This is a genomic window from Pseudomonas sp. 8_5_2 (genome assembly GCF_059295255.1).
Genome location: NZ_CM181238.1, coordinates 3409776 through 3424063, shown reverse-complemented (window position 1 = coordinate 3424063; position 14288 = coordinate 3409776). Strand labels below are relative to the sequence as shown.

The window sequence follows — 14288 nt, the reverse complement described above, 5'->3', positions numbered from 1 at the left end:
CCTATGGGAACAGGAAGGTGGAAAAGTGCACGGCACGGTTGGAGCCGGCGCTGACGCTCCCCTCCAACAGGCCCACATGGTCGCTTCGCAGCGTCAGGTAGAGGGTGGCCATGCCGTCGCTGCTGGTGCCCAACTGCAATAGCAGCGCCGCGGCATGAGACATCGAGACTTGTGGTTGCGGCTGTAGCGTCTCGATGCTGGCTTGGCGAAGCAGAGATCCCTCAAGCTGCAACATCACGGGCTGGCCTGGAGTGCCTTGCACCGTGATGAAAAGGCTGTCGGTTGTGCCACTGCGACTGAGTCGTTGGTATTCGACCTTCAGCCGTCCATCATGGCTTGTCACCTCGGCATCGCTTAATGGCCCATTGCCGAATAGCCCTGCCATACCTGACAGCACGATAATGACCAGCGCATACCAGCCGAGCCGCTCGAAGCGCCAGACGCGCTGCTGCATCGGCATGTCTTCCTGAACAGGATGACGCCTGGACACCATTTCCTCTTCGGACATGATCTTCGGACATCTCGCTTGTTGTTTACCGGTGGACGCAATCCCGTGTGATTGGTTCAGCGCACTTTGCGCCCGGCCGTCACGCACTGGTAGCGATCATTGTATTGCTTGACCTGTGAGCAATAGTCAGTGTGTTCCGTAGCGACAAGTCCGACGTGACGAAAGTGATGTGGTCGCTGATTCTGGTGGTCTTGCCCGTTATCGGTCTCGGCATATGGGGTGTGGCCGGTCCTCGTGGCATCAAACGCGATACCGGGCCGACATCTCCTGAACACAGTAAGGGGTAGGTAATCAACCAATTGGAACTTTTCTCAGTGCTTCTTTCATCGTCATCTATTGACGGGTGGTGACGGAACTGCTTCGGTTGAACCGTCCGCCGCCGATCTCGCGGCATTAAAAGCCATGAAGCTGCGGACCATGTCCGATCCTGCCAGCAACCCGGTCACCAAAGCTTGACCGACTGCACCTGGCAGTTTCCTGGCTTGCTCGGCTGTTCGCCTCGTCAGCTGTCGATGTGGCGGGGCGGTGCAGATGGGCGTGGACGACTACAACGGTGAAACTTCGACCACAGCGGGCTGGACTTCATCGGTGACGCCAGTTTGCTTACCGTATCCCGCGAGGGGATGCCGACCGGTCGCGCAGGCCTGCTGCGGCCGGGCAGCTTATGCTTTGGGCTCGTTCCAGTCGCTACGCGTCGCAGCAGTCAGCGCATCCCAGTCGTCAGGAGGGTTGCCGCGGCCCAGCATCTTCTCGAATACGGCGTAGGGATCGGATTTGCTGCCTGCGGAGCGTAGAGTGTTTTCGTCGTTGACCCATGCATAGACGATGACCTTGGACCTTGAGTCGTAGCGAAAGAACAGCCGAAAGCGCCTGCCGATTTTTGCGCGGCGCCAATGTCTGTAGGCGGTGCCCAGCGTATTGCCTTGGCGGAACTCATCACGACCTGGGTCGGCAGGCACAGCCTCCATGATCAGATGGCTCAATGCCCGAAACAGTTTGACGTTGGCGTTGCTCTCAAAACCTTGCGGATCGTTCTGCTCGGCTCGGGCGGCGGCTTCTTGCAATTTACGTAGCTGTAATGTCACACCTTCATGGAACAACAGTGTCCAGCCATGTCGCAGCATCAGATCGCGACCTCACCATCGATATCTTCGTCCAGATTCACGGAGTGGTTTGCGTTGGCGAGCATGGTTTGCGCCAAGTCTTCCGGTAGGGTGGCGAGGTTGCGGCCGCTTCGGATATCAGCCTCCAGCAAACCCAGGAATGCACCGATGGCAGGGTCTTCGTGGGTGGTTTCTACGCGGCTGACCACGATTTCACCCCCGCGGACGTCGAATGCAATCTTGCCACCTGTGTCGATGCCCAGTAGCTGGCGAACGGATTTTGGCAGTGTGACTTGCCCCTTCGAGGTCAGCGTCGCGATTTCATGGATGGCAGGCATGAGCGTTCTCCCGGATCTATTGAGGGGATGGTAAGGAATAATCCTTACGCGGTCAATCTTGGTTTTGCTGATCGGGCGCTAGGCACTGTAAGAAATTCCGAGAAACCCAATCGCCGCGCCTCCGGCGCTGAGATTTTGTAGAGTCCCCGCCATCTGCGGAAAGGATTCTGTGATGGCAAAGCGTTATGAACTCTCGGACGAGGCCTGGGATGTGGTCTCCAATCTTTTCATCGAAAACCATGGCCGGGGCCGGCCGCGCCTGAGCGACCGCCTGATGCTCGATGGCGTGCTCTGGGTGCTCTGCTCGGGTGCTGCAGAGATGCTCTTCATCGAACCAGATCTGCGAGGGAAAGGGATTGGCCGCGCACTGCTGGATCATGCCCGCAGTTCGCGCAGTCAGATGAGTGTTGATGTGAATGAACAGAACCCCGAAGCGGTAGGGTTCTATTTACATTACGGATTTGTTCAAACAGGTCGTTCTCCGCTGGATGGCGAGGGCCGCCCCTTCCCCTTGCTGCACCTGAGCCTGCCCGGCTAGAGCTGTAGTAGTGAATCGCTCCTAAGCTTCTGCTTCGGGGCGATTCATTATTCAGCAGGCCGGCATCCATTGATTCGGTAGCAATTGCCCGATCTCACTGGCTCGCTGTCTCGGCAACCGTGTCAGCACGTCTTTGAGATAGGCATACGGATCATGTCCATTCATACGCGCCGACTGGATCAGGTTCATGATTGCAGCCGCCCGCTTACCGCTACGTAGCGACCCGGCAAACGACCAGTTCGAGCGTCCGAGTGCCCATGGCCGTATCTTGTTCTCGACTTGGTTGTTGTCGATGGGCACAGCTCCATCGTCCAGGTAGCGCGTCAGCGCTACCCAGCGTTTCAGGCTGTAATCGAGGGCCTTGGCCGTGGCTGATCCATTAAGCACATGGTCGCGTTGCGCCAACATCCAGGCATGCATTTTTTTGAGGATCGGCATCGCCATTTCCTGGCGTATTCGCCAGCGGTCTTCATCGCTCATGCCCCGCGCTTGGCGTTCGATCTCGTATAAGCCGCTGATTGAGTGCAGGGCCTGTTCGGCCAGCTGACTTTTGTTCGCCATGTGCAGATCAAAGAACTTGCGACGGGCGTGGGCCAAGCAGCCGATTTCAGTGATGCCTTGTTCGAAACCGGCTTTGTAGCCAGCGAAGTCGTCGCAGACCAGCTTGCTGTTCCAGTCGCCCAGGAAGTTGCGCGCATGTTCGCCAGCACGGCTTGGGCTGAAGTCGTAAACCACCGCTTTGAGCACCGAAAACGGCGTCGTGCTGTAGACCCAGACATAGGCCCGATCGGCAAACTTGGCCACCATCACGTGGGCCAACAGGCCTGCGGTTTCTTCAGTCCTCTTCCCTATTTGCCAAGCTTTCCCTGCAAGCCAAATGCTTAGGAGTTTTTTTTGTGTCGGGGGCGCTGAGCGTCTTCGGTTGGTGGCATCATTTTCAAATCAGCCACCGCATCCCCTCAAATATACCCAAAATGTCGCAATTAGCAGAAGTAGACGGCCATTCGAGGCATGAAAAAGGCAGAGATGATCAGCTAGCAAGCAGGCGCGAAGCCCCTAAAGACTATCAGGGTCGCCAAAGAACATTTGACTATGGCTCTAGAAAGCTGCTTGCGAGTCAAAAATACAGAAATATACCCGCAAAAATACCCTCGATACCCTCACATGGATGCGCGATCTAGAACGGCGATTTCTGACGGCTGCCGAGATGGAGCCAGATGGAACTCAGTGTACCTCCGTGGTGAGGGCTGCGGAACCGAGATAACCAGTTGGCATGTGATCGCAGGCGAAGGGCAACTCAACGCAAGCTAATATTCGTAGCGACGTTTTCACTGCGGGGGTGGGGCGAAAGCGGCCAACTGCGGCGGGATTATTTACCAGGTTCGAATCCCTACGCTTCCGCCACTAATTCTCATTAAAGCCCTGATTTTTCGGGGCTTTTTTGTGTCCAGGCGTTTTTGGTCCCCCATCTGGTCCCCCATTTTTAGGTTGGCTTCCTCTGGCCTTTTACGGATAGTGATGGACGTATTGCGTTCGCTAAGGCGCCTATTCGAGTCGGATTCGCCGTTAAGGAAGACGACTAACGGGCTCAGTTGGCGCTACCTTTGAAATCAGAGCAGGTATCTCAAAGCGCTGCACATGCGTCGCCACACGGCTTCCGCCGTCCAACGTCCAACAAACAGGTCAGTTCATCATCCAGTTGGTACCCAACACACCATAGTAAAAATCTGGGAGGTTTTGAGTTGCAGCAGGCAGGTTCGCCCGTTTCGGTCATGCTTTTAGCTTACGATGAAGTGTTGCCATCCGATGCCGATGGCATTGTCTTGGGAGAGGTTACCGCCAAACCCCTCACTTTGGACGACTTGTTCAAGTATCAAAAGGGTGAGCCTCTGTTCGTAGAAATTAGGGGGCGAGTCGATGTGGGAAGCAACACCTCTAAGCCTGGCGCGCCTCCGGTAGGCACCTGGATCTGTAGAAGTCTGCAGATTGACCCAGCGATCAAAAATGAAAGCATTTGCTTAGTTGATGGTGGCTGGCTCCCGTTAATCTATTGCTTGGCTGGCACGAATATTTTCGTAGACAAGAATGTTGTCGCCGAAATCAAGGCAAAGTTTGATGGGGGTTTGGCGTGGTTGCCGATGCCTGCGCAAGCCTCCTCCGGCAGAGTCACGGCAAGCCGATCTCGATAGGTGTTTCAGGTGGGTGGGGAGCGGGCAAATCATCCCTGGTGAAGATGATTGCAGCCAGGCTTGATGCCGGGGGTAGCCAGCAGCCTGAATCCGCTGGTGCCCAGCAGCCCTCTGCGGAGTGCCGGTATGTCGTGATTACTTTCAACCCATGGTTGTATCAGGACTTCGAAAGTGCACGTAGTGCCCTACTGCAAATCGTAGGCGACCAGGTGCTCGAGCTCGCCAAGGGCAACGCACCACTGCAGAAGAAAGCCTTGGAGCTCTGGAAGCGCATCAACTTTTTACGCCTCGTTCAAATCGGTGGTGAAGCCGCGATTACGTTGACGACCGGTGTGCCCGTTGGTGTGGTCGGGAAGGCGATCGGAAAGGCGGCGAACCTCTGGGACGCTTTCACTGCAGAGGGCGATGCCCCCCAGGCGGCAGATACAGGGGGCAAAGAGAAGGATGATGAGAAGGATGAAGAGGGATCGCTGGATTTGAAAGCCGGCCGCCTGTTAAACCCAGCAAAACCTCTTTCCCTGCCGAACGAAATTCATGCTTTCCGGCTTGCCCTTGAAAAACTGCTGGAAGAGCTCGGCATCACCCTCGTGGTGTTCGTGGATGACCTGGATCGGTGTCTGCCGGAGACCGCCATTTCAACCCTCGAGTCCATCCGGTTACTGCTTTTCCTCAAACGCACTGCCTTTGTGATTGCTGCGGATAATGACTTCATCCATGGTGCGGTGAAGAAGCATTTCGAAGGCACGGGGATCAAGAGCAACATCGCTACCAACTATTTCGACAAGCTGATTCAGGTGCCTCTTCATGTGCCCCGCATCGGGGTGAACGAGGCCAAGGTCTACCTGGTGCTGCTCTTGCTCGAAAAGGAAGCCAGAAGCGGCGGCTTCCCTCAGGAAAGATTCGACCGTGCGAAGGTGGAAATCCCTCAGCGTCTGGCGAGAAGCTGGCTTGGGGAAACCATATCGTCCGCATTCCTGCGGGAGCTCGTAGGCTCGGATGGTCGACTTCAAGAGCTCATGGATCTGGCGCAGGGGTTGGCCACGCTCATGTTCCAGTCGACCAGCATCAGCGCAAATCCGCGACTGATGAAGCGCTTTTTGAACACGGTGTACCTGCGTGAGTCTTTAGCGTTACCTCAAGGTATCACCCTAGATATCCCGGCCTTGGCCAAGTGGCACTTGCTGGAGCGTTACAAGGGGGAGCTGGCTGATACGTTGTCGTCGATGGTTAATTCTGAGAACGATGGCAAGGTGCAGGAGCTCCTGCAGGCTGAGGAGGTCGCCCGGGCTGGAGGCACCCAATCCAAGCTATTTGGCGACGACCCGTTTGTCCTCGAATGGTTGCAGCTGGCACCGCCCCTGGGGGCTGCCGACCTGCGCCCGTTACTCCACCTCAGCAGAGATACAGCGACCCGCGATTTTGGCGACGACAACATGACTCCCGCCGCTCGTGAGCTTCGAGATGCATTGAAGGTGGCTACGGGCGCGAATGAGCACTTAACCAGAGCTATTAGCGCCGTCGACAGCGAGCAGACCGAGCTTGCGATGGTTAAGGCGTGGCAAGGGAATGCTTCGTCGCGGTGCATCCTTGAACAGAACACCGCGGAAGCTTTCTTCACACAGGCTTCGCACGAGCGGACTAAAGCATTCCTCAACCAAATTCTACACAAGGCCTCGGCATGACGACTTCATTATCAATTGCTAATCCATTGACCAAGCGCATTCGCCTCAGTGAGCAAGCAAGTGGCCTGTCAGTGAGCTTCGAGGTGCTGCAGGGGCTCGCTCCAGACAACGCGGAATTTCTGTGGGATTTTCTTGCCGAGCCCCGTGAGATGCCAGCGCTCCATGCGATGTGGAGCGGGCCCGAAATTTCCTGCCCCATCCCTTCGGGACTGATTCCCCCGGACTGGAGTACGCGTGCTCTCCCTAATGAGAACGCTACGGTGACACCTCAGGCGGGTGACCTTGTGCTTATCTACGTGCCAGCTCGGATGTGGGGCGGCAACTCGCAACCCATTTTTGATCTTGGGTTCTTCTATGGCCATGGCGGGCGTTTGCTCTTCCCCGTCGGTTGGTTAGCGGGAAGCGTCGTGGCGAAGGTTGAACCGTCTGAACTGGCGGAGCTTGCGCGTTGCTGCAATGAGATGCGCCAGCGTGGTGCCTGTACGCTGGTGCTCTCACGAGAGGGTTGAGGGGACCTGACACGATTGGCAGTCAGGGCGCTATCTCCCTGGCTGCCAGCGATAGCAGATAGCTGAAGCCACCGGGTACAGGGATCAGTATACGGCTGACGGAATCGTTAGAATTTCAGCGTGTAGTCTATATTTACCCTGGTTTCGTTATCGTCCCGGAACGTTGCCGCAGCGCTCAAGTCGTTTCGATAGAACGCATGCCGCACTCTAAAGGCTAAGTCTTTGGCAGGGCCCGATTGTATTACATAGGACAGCTCAAGGTCTTTCGAAGACTCAGTGAGGTCACGCCCTCCGAGATGGGGTAAATCAATATTTGATCCCCTCAGATAGCGGACCATTCCTGTCAGCCCTGGAATACCCATCGCTACAAAATTGTAATCGTATCGAATCAGCATTGTTCGCTCCTTTGGGTTGACGAAATCCGCACTCATCGTACCGTCACTCAACACCACGGGCTCGCCTCCAGCGAGGTACGCAAAGGCTGTATCGCCGCTCTGATACATGTAGCCGAGCCCCAACGTATGCCCGCCCGTCTGGTAGCTCATTGTCAACCCGGCATTAAGGTTATCTACGCTACCTGCTTCAGCACGTCCGTTCTCTCGGCTATCGAATACTCTCAACTCGGTTTTCAACTTTCCGCGCCCAGCCGCCACTGAGTAAATGCCTCCAATGAAGTCTTGCTCATAGATATTTTCAAGGCGGGCATGGTAATAGTGCGCTAGAAAGTTTTCTGAAATGCGGTATTCACCCCCCAGGTAGTCGAAGCGATCAGAGAATACGCCAGGCTTGAACCGTCCGTTCGGAGACGCCATGGCCAAAGGCTGATTGTTTGTCGAGTCCCGGAGATTGACCCGATCCATCCGCCCGGCCTGTAAGGTGAGCTTCTCAAGTTCCGAGCTGGTAATAGACGCACCTTGAAAAGTTTGTGGCAGCAGGCGCGCCGGGCTTGCAGTGATGACAGGCAGCGTAGGAAGTTGTGTGCCCAAGGATACACGCGTCTGTGAAAATCGAGCTTTGACCGCGACGCCGAGTTCCGAGTATTCATCTTTTGCTCGACGCGTCTGAGGATCTACAGGCAAAAGCTGTGTGCCAGACCGTTCAGGTGATGAATCAAGTTTTATCCCCAGCATTCCTGTGAGATCCAGCCCAAAACCTACAGGGCCGTCTGTGTAACCGGAATTAGCTTTGAAAATGAAGCCCTGCGCCCATTCGCGCACGGCCGAGACCGTCGATTCCCCCTTGTAGTCTCGGTCGAGGTAATAATTTCGGGTGGTCAGGGCAAGGGTACTGTCTTCCAAAAAACCGGCTGAAGCAAAAGTGCTCAGGCATACGCATGGCACGCCTAGCGCAAGTACCGGCAAGCAATCGGCATAGCGTCGCATCGGATTTACCTTCTTGTTATGTATTTGGTATTTCAGAGGCTTGTGACAGATGGGATGGCTTTGGGCGGACTTACTCTCAGTAGCGCGACCGCTATGGCTGCGAGCACGAACGTCATTGCGAACAGCATGTACAGGTTAGAAGGCGTCCATTGCGCATCGATCAGGCGCCCCGCTACAAGCGGGGAGGCGATTGCGCCCGCTCGGCCGATGCCGATACCCCAACCCAGGCCGGTGACTCGCTGACCCGCGTCGTAGATAGACGGCGTTAGTGCATAGAGGCCCGCCACACAACCATTCACGAAGATACCGATGAAGATTGCCAGGACGAATGCCAGGTTCAGCCTGTCTGTGAATCCCACAAATACTGTGAGCAGCAATGCGTTGGCGAGGAGGTAGATCATCAACACCTTGGCCAGTCGGAAGTGTGCAGCCAATAGCCCTAGCAACGCGGTGCCGACTATGCCGCCCACGTTGATCAACACGCCTCCGGTAATGCCTTGCTCGTTGGAAAGTCCCGCAGTGACAAGCAGTCGCGGGGTCCAGCTCATTACAAAGTAAAAACCAAACATGACCAGGAAAAATGACGCCCAAATCAGCAAGGTGGAGCGCAACAGGGCAGGGGAGAACAGTTGAGCAAACGATGCCCGTAGTGAGGTGCGTGTTATCAGGCGGGCCTGAGGCATCTCAGTGAGTGGCGCGAGTTTTACTTTGAGGCGCAATTGGTTGATGTGCCTGATTGCCCCGTCTGATTTATGCGACATCAAAAACGCGAGCGATTCTGGCAGCCAGATAAACAAAGCGGGGAGCGTTGCGAGCGTAACGAAACCTCCGTAAAGAAAGACGGATCTCCATCCCAGTGCAGGGATCATGTTCGCTGCTATAAGGCCTCCAATGGTTGCACCCAGGGCATAAGCCGTGGATTGCAGGCTGATTGCGAGGCCGCGCCAACGCTTGTTGGCGTATTCGCCAGCGATGACATAGCTGCTTGCCAGGATCCCGCCAATTCCAAGGCCTGTAAGGAAACGAAATACTGCGAGCATTTCAGGGCCGGAAGCTTGTGACGATGCAAGCATGCCAGCCCCTGCCACGGCCACACATACAAGAATGAGCGGCCGGCGGCCGAAACGATCAGCCCAGGGAGCAATGAACAGTGAGCCAATTGCCATGCCGACCAAGCCAGCGCTCAGCAGATAGCCAAGCCGGAGCCCGTTGAGCCCCCAGTCAGTGGCTACAGCAGAGGCTGTGAAGGCCATCACCAGAACGTCGAATCCGTCTAGCATATTGATCACGAAACACAGCGTTATTACCCACCATTGGAAGGAGGACATCCGCTTGTCATCGAGCTCATTTGTGACGATGTCAATCATGATCGCAGGCCTCTCGATTGTTGAAAGACCGCAAGGGCAGGTGAGCGGACGCGCTGCTCAGCCCTGCCTGAGGGGAGAGTCGGGTAGACATGGCATTACCTTTTTTATTGTGATCTGTGGCGCATGCAAAGCGACTTGCAGGAACGCCGGCATCAAGCTTCAAGCGATGCCGGGGTTCACCATGGATTAGTGGCTAGTGACTAAAGGTCTTGTGTGGGTCGATGACGAACTTCTTCGGCACCCCCGCATCGAACTCGCCATAGCCTTCCGGCGCCTGGTCGAGGTTGATCACCTGCACACCCACCACTTCGGCGATGTTGATGCGGTCCCACATGATTGCCTGCATCAGTTGCCGGTTGTACTTCATGGTCGGGGTCTGGCCAGTGTGGAAGCTGTGCGACTTCGCCCAGCCGAGACCGAAGCGAATGCTCAGTGCGCCGATCTTCGCGGCGGCATCCACCGCGCCTGGGTCTTCGGTCACGTACAGGCCCGGGATACCGATGTTGCCGGCCACGCGGGTCACTTGCATCAGCGAGTTCAGCACGGTGGCCGGGGCTTCGTGCTTGGCGCCTTCATGGCCATGGCCACGGGCCTCGAAGCCGACGGCGTCGACGGCGCAGTCCACTTCTGGCTCGCCGAGGATGTCGACGATCTGCTCGTGCAACGGGGTGTCCTTGGACAGGTCGACCACTTCGAAGCCCTGCGACTTGGCGTGGGCCAGGCGCAGCGGGTTGAGGTCACCGACGATTACGCAGGCGGCGCCCAGCAGGCGTGCCGAGGCCGCAGCGGCCAGGCCGACCGGACCGGCACCGGCGACGTAGACGGTGCTGCCTGGGCCTACACCGGCAGTGACGGCGCCGTGGTAGCCGGTCGGCAGGATGTCGGACAGGCAGGTCAGGTCGCGGATCTTTTCCATGGCCTTGTCGCGATCCGGCAGTTTCAGCAGGTTGAAGTCGGCATACGGCACCAGCACGTATTCGGCCTGGCCGCCGGTCCAGTCGCCCATGTCGACATAACCGTAGGCGCCGCCGGCGCGGGCCGGGTTGACGGTCAGGCAGACACCGGTGTGCATCTCTTTGCACGAGCGGCAACGCCCGCAGGCGACGTTGAACGGTACCGACACCAGGTCACCGATTTTCAGGCGTTCGACGTCACGGCCCAGCTCGACGATTTCGCCGGTGATCTCGTGCCCCAGCACCAAGCCGACCTGGGCAGTGGTGCGGCCGCGAACCATGTGCTGGTCGGAGCCGCAGATGTTGGTGGAAACCACCTTGAGGATCACGCCGTGCTCGATCTTCTTGCCCCGCGGGTCCTGCATTTTGGGGTAATCAATAGTTTGCACCTCTACCTTACCGGCGCCGAGATATACAACGCCACGATTTCCGGACATAACGATGCCTCACTCTCTTGTAGTGGTCTTGAACAAGTTACACTCGGGTGATGAGTGCTTCAGAGAGCCCCGGGCGGGGCAGTGTTGCAATCATTGCATGTAAAAAAAGTGCATAGATACCCGCACGATATAAATGCACTGCGCACTCAACCTATGGAGTTGCAAAGTTTTTCTATGATTCGGCGGGCTCTGTTGGCGCCTGCATCGACATGGATATCAATCATGGGCCGCTGACCGAATCGGCACATGTTCCTGTATTGAGACTCGATGACTACCTTGTCTTCATCGAACGTCATCATGGTTTGTTGCACGACCTTCGCCTTGACTTCTTCATGATTGCTTTTCGGATTCGTGGCGATCGTCCAGAAGTAGTGGCTGGTAGTTTCGGTCTCTGGGGTGACACCGTGGAATCCTCGCATGTGGAACCCCCCACGTCCTGGATTATCCAGGGACTCCGTTCCTGCATCTGCAGCACCTGTCCAGATGCGTAGGTGGCTGATGTGGAATACAATTTCCTGCCACCGGTCGACTGTATCTTTGAATGGGTAAGCGGCGATGTATGTCGGAGGCGGAACGGAGCCAGGCATGTGGCGAACGACACGAACATGCTTTTCGTCACTGTCCACGGTCATTTTCGCATTCATGTGAATGCTGGCATTTCCACCGATCGTGCGCAGATGGACGTAACCCAGGTGGCTAAGGTCCATCAGGTTGTCGTGAATGAGTTGATAGGGGGCATCATAGTGGTAAACATCACCATCAAAAAGATACTCGCCACTGCTGTGCACGTCGTAGGCTGGAGGTTCACCGACAGGCTCAGGGTGTTCGGGGCTCCCGAACCAGATCCAGACGATTTGATCTCTTTCAACAACGTGGAAAGCCGCTACCTTTGCCTTGCTCGGAATTTTGTCTTGCCCAGGAATTTCAATGCATTTCCCTGCCTCATTGAACAACAGGCCGTGATAGCCACAGCGAAGGCCACCCGCTTCAAGGGTCCCGTCGGATAGCGGCAAAGCCCTATGGCAGCAGCGATCTTCAAGTGCTGCAACCGTGCCATCTCCTGTGCGGAACATTACAACTGATTTGTTCAGCAACGTTCGGCCAATGGGGCGATCCTTGAGCTCCCAACCCAGGGCAGCCACATACCATTGATTGAGCGGGAATGTGGAAGGTTTGGCGGGCGAAATATCGTGGGCAAGTGACAGTGGGTCGGCAGCCATAGTGGTCTCCGTTTAACGGTAAGTGTTTTTATTTGAAGTTAAAGGTCAAGCACGAGTCGAGGCGATTTGGACCGGGAACAACAAGGTGTAAAGCAATCATTCCTGGCGTGCTCATCTGCCGTCATGAACTGGTCCCTGTGGTCAGGGATGCCTTCGAGCACGCGCGTCACGCAGGTCCCACAGACACCTTGCTCACAGGAGGTCTCAATTTCGACCCCTGCATCGTCCAATACTTCGAACACGGTACGGTCAGCAGGAATCTCGAAGGTTTTTCCGCTGCGGGCGAGCACTACCTCGAAGCTGATGTTGGAACTCTGATCAGTCGCTTGCCCGGCAAAGAACTCTCGGTGCATGCGTTCCTGCGGCCAGCCAGCAGCCGCACCTGTCTCAAGGACATGGTTCATGAACCCGGAGGGGCCACAAACGTAGAGATGGCGTCCCTCATCGACAGTGTCGAGTAGCGCGGCAGCATTCAGTTTTTGCTGTTGCGGGCCGCTGTCATCGTGAAGTACTACGCGATCCGCGAATGGTGCTTCAGCGAGGGCTGTGACGAAGGCTGCTCGCTCGGAGGAGCGGAAGCAGTAGTGAAGCTCAAAGTCAGCTCCTTGATGGTCAAGCTCAAATGCCATAGCAAGGATCGGGGTGATGCCGATACCACCCGCAAAAAGCAGATGACGCGCAGCGCTATGATCCAATTTGAATAGGTTACGGGGCGCACTGATGGTCAGTTTGTCGCCCTGATCGACTACCGAGTGCATCGCTTCTGACCCACCACGGGAGTTGGGCTCCTTGAGGACACTGATCAGATAGCGGTTGCGCTGTCGGGGGTCATTGCACAGCGAGTACTGGCGAATGAGCCCACCAGGAATATGGACATCGATGTGAGCACCGGCATCGAAGGGTGGCAAGGTTTCACCATTCACGGGACACAATTCAAAGCTACATACACCTTCAGCTTCGTTTGCCTTTCGGCTGACGTTGACTTGAAGCATTACTTACCCCTCCACACTTAAGTGGCTACGAAAAAATTACAGGTGGTTAACTCGGCTGTGGGGAGGTCAGCCTGGTGCGAACGGAGGTAGCCCAGCTTTCCGGCTAGACACGCGGGAGGCGAATGGATCGCGAGTTTTCATGGCACTACCTGATAATTATTTTTGTGAGGTGCTTTGAGGGCATATTATGCTGGGCAGGCCCCAGCTATCGGTTGAGTTAATCCTCGGATCAATTAGTTGCGGTGTCAACTAATTTCTAAGTATCCCGATTGGAGGTGTGCGCTCAATGGCCTCGGAAGCCCAGCTGGACCTCGCTCGCTACGTGCCAGCGCTGCTGAATTTCTTATCCAACAAGCTTTCGTCCGGCGCCTCCCAGTGCTACCGGAAACACTTCGAGATAGGCGTTGTGGAGTGGCGGATGCTTTCCATGCTGGCCGTGGAAAGCGGGATCACTGCCAATCGTATCTGCCAGGTGATCGGTCTCGACAAGAGTGCTGTCAGCCGCTCCCTACATGCTCTAGAGGTAGCGGGGCGGGTCTGCACTGAGGTCGATCCTGCTGATGGACGGCGCTATACCGTTTCGCTTACTGCGAGCGGCAAGGAGTTGTATAACCGAGTCTTGAAGGTCGCACTGGAGCGCGAGCGTCGCCTGCTGAGCGGCCTTTCTCCGTCGGAGGTGGATACGCTGATTAATCTTCTTGGTCGCCTGAACGCCCAGGTTGCCAACGTTAATGAATACGACCCAGAAAAGCCCTAGGTCTTCATTCACGCGCTTCAACTGGCCTCAGTGCTTGGAAAGCTGTCCTATTGGACAGCTTTTTTGTAGATCCATCTCACTCTCACTGCGCGATCCTCTCTCGCTCTGTAGTTCGCTTAGGTATCGCGGTTCACGATAGGTCGCATCCGAACAAGCGATTAGTCAGAGCAAACCCTCCGCGTCAATCTGTCGCCAACTCCTGGTTTATCCCGCCTAGGAGAGGTCACTCAGGTCTACACGCCTGCCATAGCTGGGCAGCCTAACCCAGCTCTCGGTGACAGAAAAAATGCCAACAAAAAAAATAAGAGAGGGT

Annotated in this window: 12 protein-coding genes and 3 pseudogenes; 6 read left to right on the top strand and 9 right to left on the bottom strand. The window is 56.1% G+C overall.

Translation table 11 applies throughout. The features are described 5' to 3' along the window. Position 1 precedes the first annotated feature (1 nt). Positions 2-508, bottom strand: coding sequence for a hypothetical protein (locus tag AC5O5R_RS15690; RefSeq protein WP_172227203.1), 507 nt, complete (start codon positions 506-508; stop codon positions 2-4). A 50-nt stretch (positions 509-558) separates the two neighbouring features. Here AC5O5R_RS15690 and AC5O5R_RS15685 point away from each other — a divergent pair. Continuing rightward, a pseudogene (locus AC5O5R_RS15685) lies at positions 559-795 on the top strand (PLD nuclease N-terminal domain-containing protein). 55 nt (positions 796-850) lie between these two features. Beyond that, positions 851-964 (top strand): annotated as a pseudogene (locus AC5O5R_RS15680) (manganese catalase family protein); the annotation flags it as partial. Positions 965-1170: 206 nt separating this feature from the next. On the opposite strand, the gene AC5O5R_RS15675 reads toward AC5O5R_RS15680, so the two are convergent. Continuing rightward, positions 1171-1632 (bottom strand): type II toxin-antitoxin system YhaV family toxin, encoded by a 462-nt coding sequence (locus tag AC5O5R_RS15675; RefSeq protein ID WP_172227204.1) that lies wholly within the window; start codon positions 1630-1632, stop codon positions 1171-1173. Beyond that, on the bottom strand, positions 1632-1949 hold the full coding sequence (locus tag AC5O5R_RS15670; protein ID WP_172227206.1) for a type II toxin-antitoxin system PrlF family antitoxin: 318 nt from the start codon (positions 1947-1949) through the stop codon (positions 1632-1634). Before AC5O5R_RS15670 ends, AC5O5R_RS15675 begins: the two co-directional genes overlap by 1 nt. A gap of 172 nt (positions 1950-2121) precedes the next feature. On the opposite strand from AC5O5R_RS15670, the gene AC5O5R_RS15665 reads away from it, so the two are divergent. Continuing rightward, on the top strand, positions 2122-2487 hold the full coding sequence (locus AC5O5R_RS15665; RefSeq protein WP_256678487.1) for a GNAT family N-acetyltransferase: 366 nt from the start codon (positions 2122-2124) through the stop codon (positions 2485-2487). Between the two features lie 51 nt (positions 2488-2538). On the opposite strand, the pseudogene tnpC reads toward AC5O5R_RS15665, so the two are convergent. Further along, a pseudogene (gene tnpC / locus AC5O5R_RS15660) lies at positions 2539-3285 on the bottom strand (IS66 family transposase); the annotation flags it as partial. Positions 3286-4615: 1330 nt separating this feature from the next. On the opposite strand from tnpC, the gene AC5O5R_RS15655 reads away from it, so the two are divergent. Together AC5O5R_RS15655 and AC5O5R_RS15650 are read left to right on the top strand one after the other, a co-directional pair. Further along, positions 4616-6358, top strand: coding sequence for a KAP family P-loop NTPase fold protein (locus AC5O5R_RS15655; RefSeq protein ID WP_172227208.1), 1743 nt, complete (start codon positions 4616-4618; stop codon positions 6356-6358). Further along, the gene (locus AC5O5R_RS15650) at positions 6355-6867 is read left to right on the top strand and encodes a DUF3830 family protein (protein WP_494514522.1); all 513 of its coding nucleotides are present in this window, start codon (positions 6355-6357) and stop codon (positions 6865-6867) included. The genes AC5O5R_RS15655 and AC5O5R_RS15650 overlap by 4 nt, the downstream gene beginning before the upstream one ends. A 107-nt stretch (positions 6868-6974) precedes the next feature. Here AC5O5R_RS15650 and AC5O5R_RS15645 read toward each other — a convergent pair whose 3' ends face one another. From AC5O5R_RS15645 to AC5O5R_RS15625, 5 genes are all read right to left on the bottom strand, one after another. Continuing rightward, entirely contained in the window at positions 6975-8249 is a 1275-nt protein-coding gene (locus AC5O5R_RS15645; protein WP_172232139.1) for an OprD family porin, read from the bottom strand. 32 nt (positions 8250-8281) lie between these two features. Then, entirely contained in the window at positions 8282-9616 is a 1335-nt protein-coding gene (locus tag AC5O5R_RS15640) for an MFS transporter (protein ID WP_172232141.1), read from the bottom strand. 193 nt (positions 9617-9809) lie between these two features. Then, positions 9810-11006 carry a formaldehyde dehydrogenase, glutathione-independent gene (gene fdhA, locus AC5O5R_RS15635; RefSeq protein WP_494514521.1) on the bottom strand — a complete coding sequence of 399 codons (1197 nt, stop codon included), beginning with the start codon at positions 11004-11006 and terminating at the stop codon, positions 9810-9812. A gap of 146 nt (positions 11007-11152) precedes the next feature. Continuing rightward, positions 11153-12226 carry a Rieske 2Fe-2S domain-containing protein gene (locus AC5O5R_RS15630; RefSeq protein WP_494514520.1) on the bottom strand — a complete coding sequence of 358 codons (1074 nt, stop codon included), beginning with the start codon at positions 12224-12226 and terminating at the stop codon, positions 11153-11155. Positions 12227-12264: 38 nt separating this feature from the next. Next, a complete protein-coding gene (locus AC5O5R_RS15625) occupies positions 12265-13218 on the bottom strand; it encodes a PDR/VanB family oxidoreductase (protein ID WP_172232530.1) in 954 nt (317 codons plus the stop codon). Between the two features lie 286 nt (positions 13219-13504). On the opposite strand from AC5O5R_RS15625, the gene AC5O5R_RS15620 reads away from it, so the two are divergent. Continuing rightward, a complete protein-coding gene (locus AC5O5R_RS15620; protein ID WP_494514519.1) occupies positions 13505-13975 on the top strand; it encodes a MarR family winged helix-turn-helix transcriptional regulator in 471 nt (156 codons plus the stop codon). Positions 13976-14288 lie beyond the last annotated feature (313 nt).

Excerpts from the sequence above, each read along its gene's own strand:
- AC5O5R_RS15630 (WP_494514520.1), bottom strand. The coding sequence starts at position 12,226 with ATGGCTGCCGACCCACTGTCACTTGCCCACGATATTTCGCCCGCCAAA.
- AC5O5R_RS15670 (WP_172227206.1), bottom strand. The coding sequence starts at position 1,949 with ATGCCTGCCATCCATGAAATCGCGACGCTGACCTCGAAGGGGCAAGTC.
- AC5O5R_RS15645 (WP_172232139.1), bottom strand. The coding sequence starts at position 8,249 with ATGCGACGCTATGCCGATTGCTTGCCGGTACTTGCGCTAGGCGTGCCA.
- AC5O5R_RS15665 (WP_256678487.1), top strand. The coding sequence starts at position 2,122 with ATGGCAAAGCGTTATGAACTCTCGGACGAGGCCTGGGATGTGGTCTCC.
- AC5O5R_RS15690 (WP_172227203.1), bottom strand. The coding sequence starts at position 508 with ATGTCCGAAGAGGAAATGGTGTCCAGGCGTCATCCTGTTCAGGAAGAC.
- AC5O5R_RS15640 (WP_172232141.1), bottom strand. The coding sequence starts at position 9,616 with ATGATTGACATCGTCACAAATGAGCTCGATGACAAGCGGATGTCCTCC.
- AC5O5R_RS15625 (WP_172232530.1), bottom strand. The coding sequence starts at position 13,218 with ATGCTTCAAGTCAACGTCAGCCGAAAGGCAAACGAAGCTGAAGGTGTA.
- AC5O5R_RS15650 (WP_494514522.1), top strand. The coding sequence starts at position 6,355 with ATGACGACTTCATTATCAATTGCTAATCCATTGACCAAGCGCATTCGC.
- AC5O5R_RS15620 (WP_494514519.1), top strand. The coding sequence starts at position 13,505 with ATGGCCTCGGAAGCCCAGCTGGACCTCGCTCGCTACGTGCCAGCGCTG.
- fdhA (WP_494514521.1), bottom strand. The coding sequence starts at position 11,006 with ATGTCCGGAAATCGTGGCGTTGTATATCTCGGCGCCGGTAAGGTAGAG.
- AC5O5R_RS15675 (WP_172227204.1), bottom strand. The coding sequence starts at position 1,632 with ATGCTGCGACATGGCTGGACACTGTTGTTCCATGAAGGTGTGACATTA.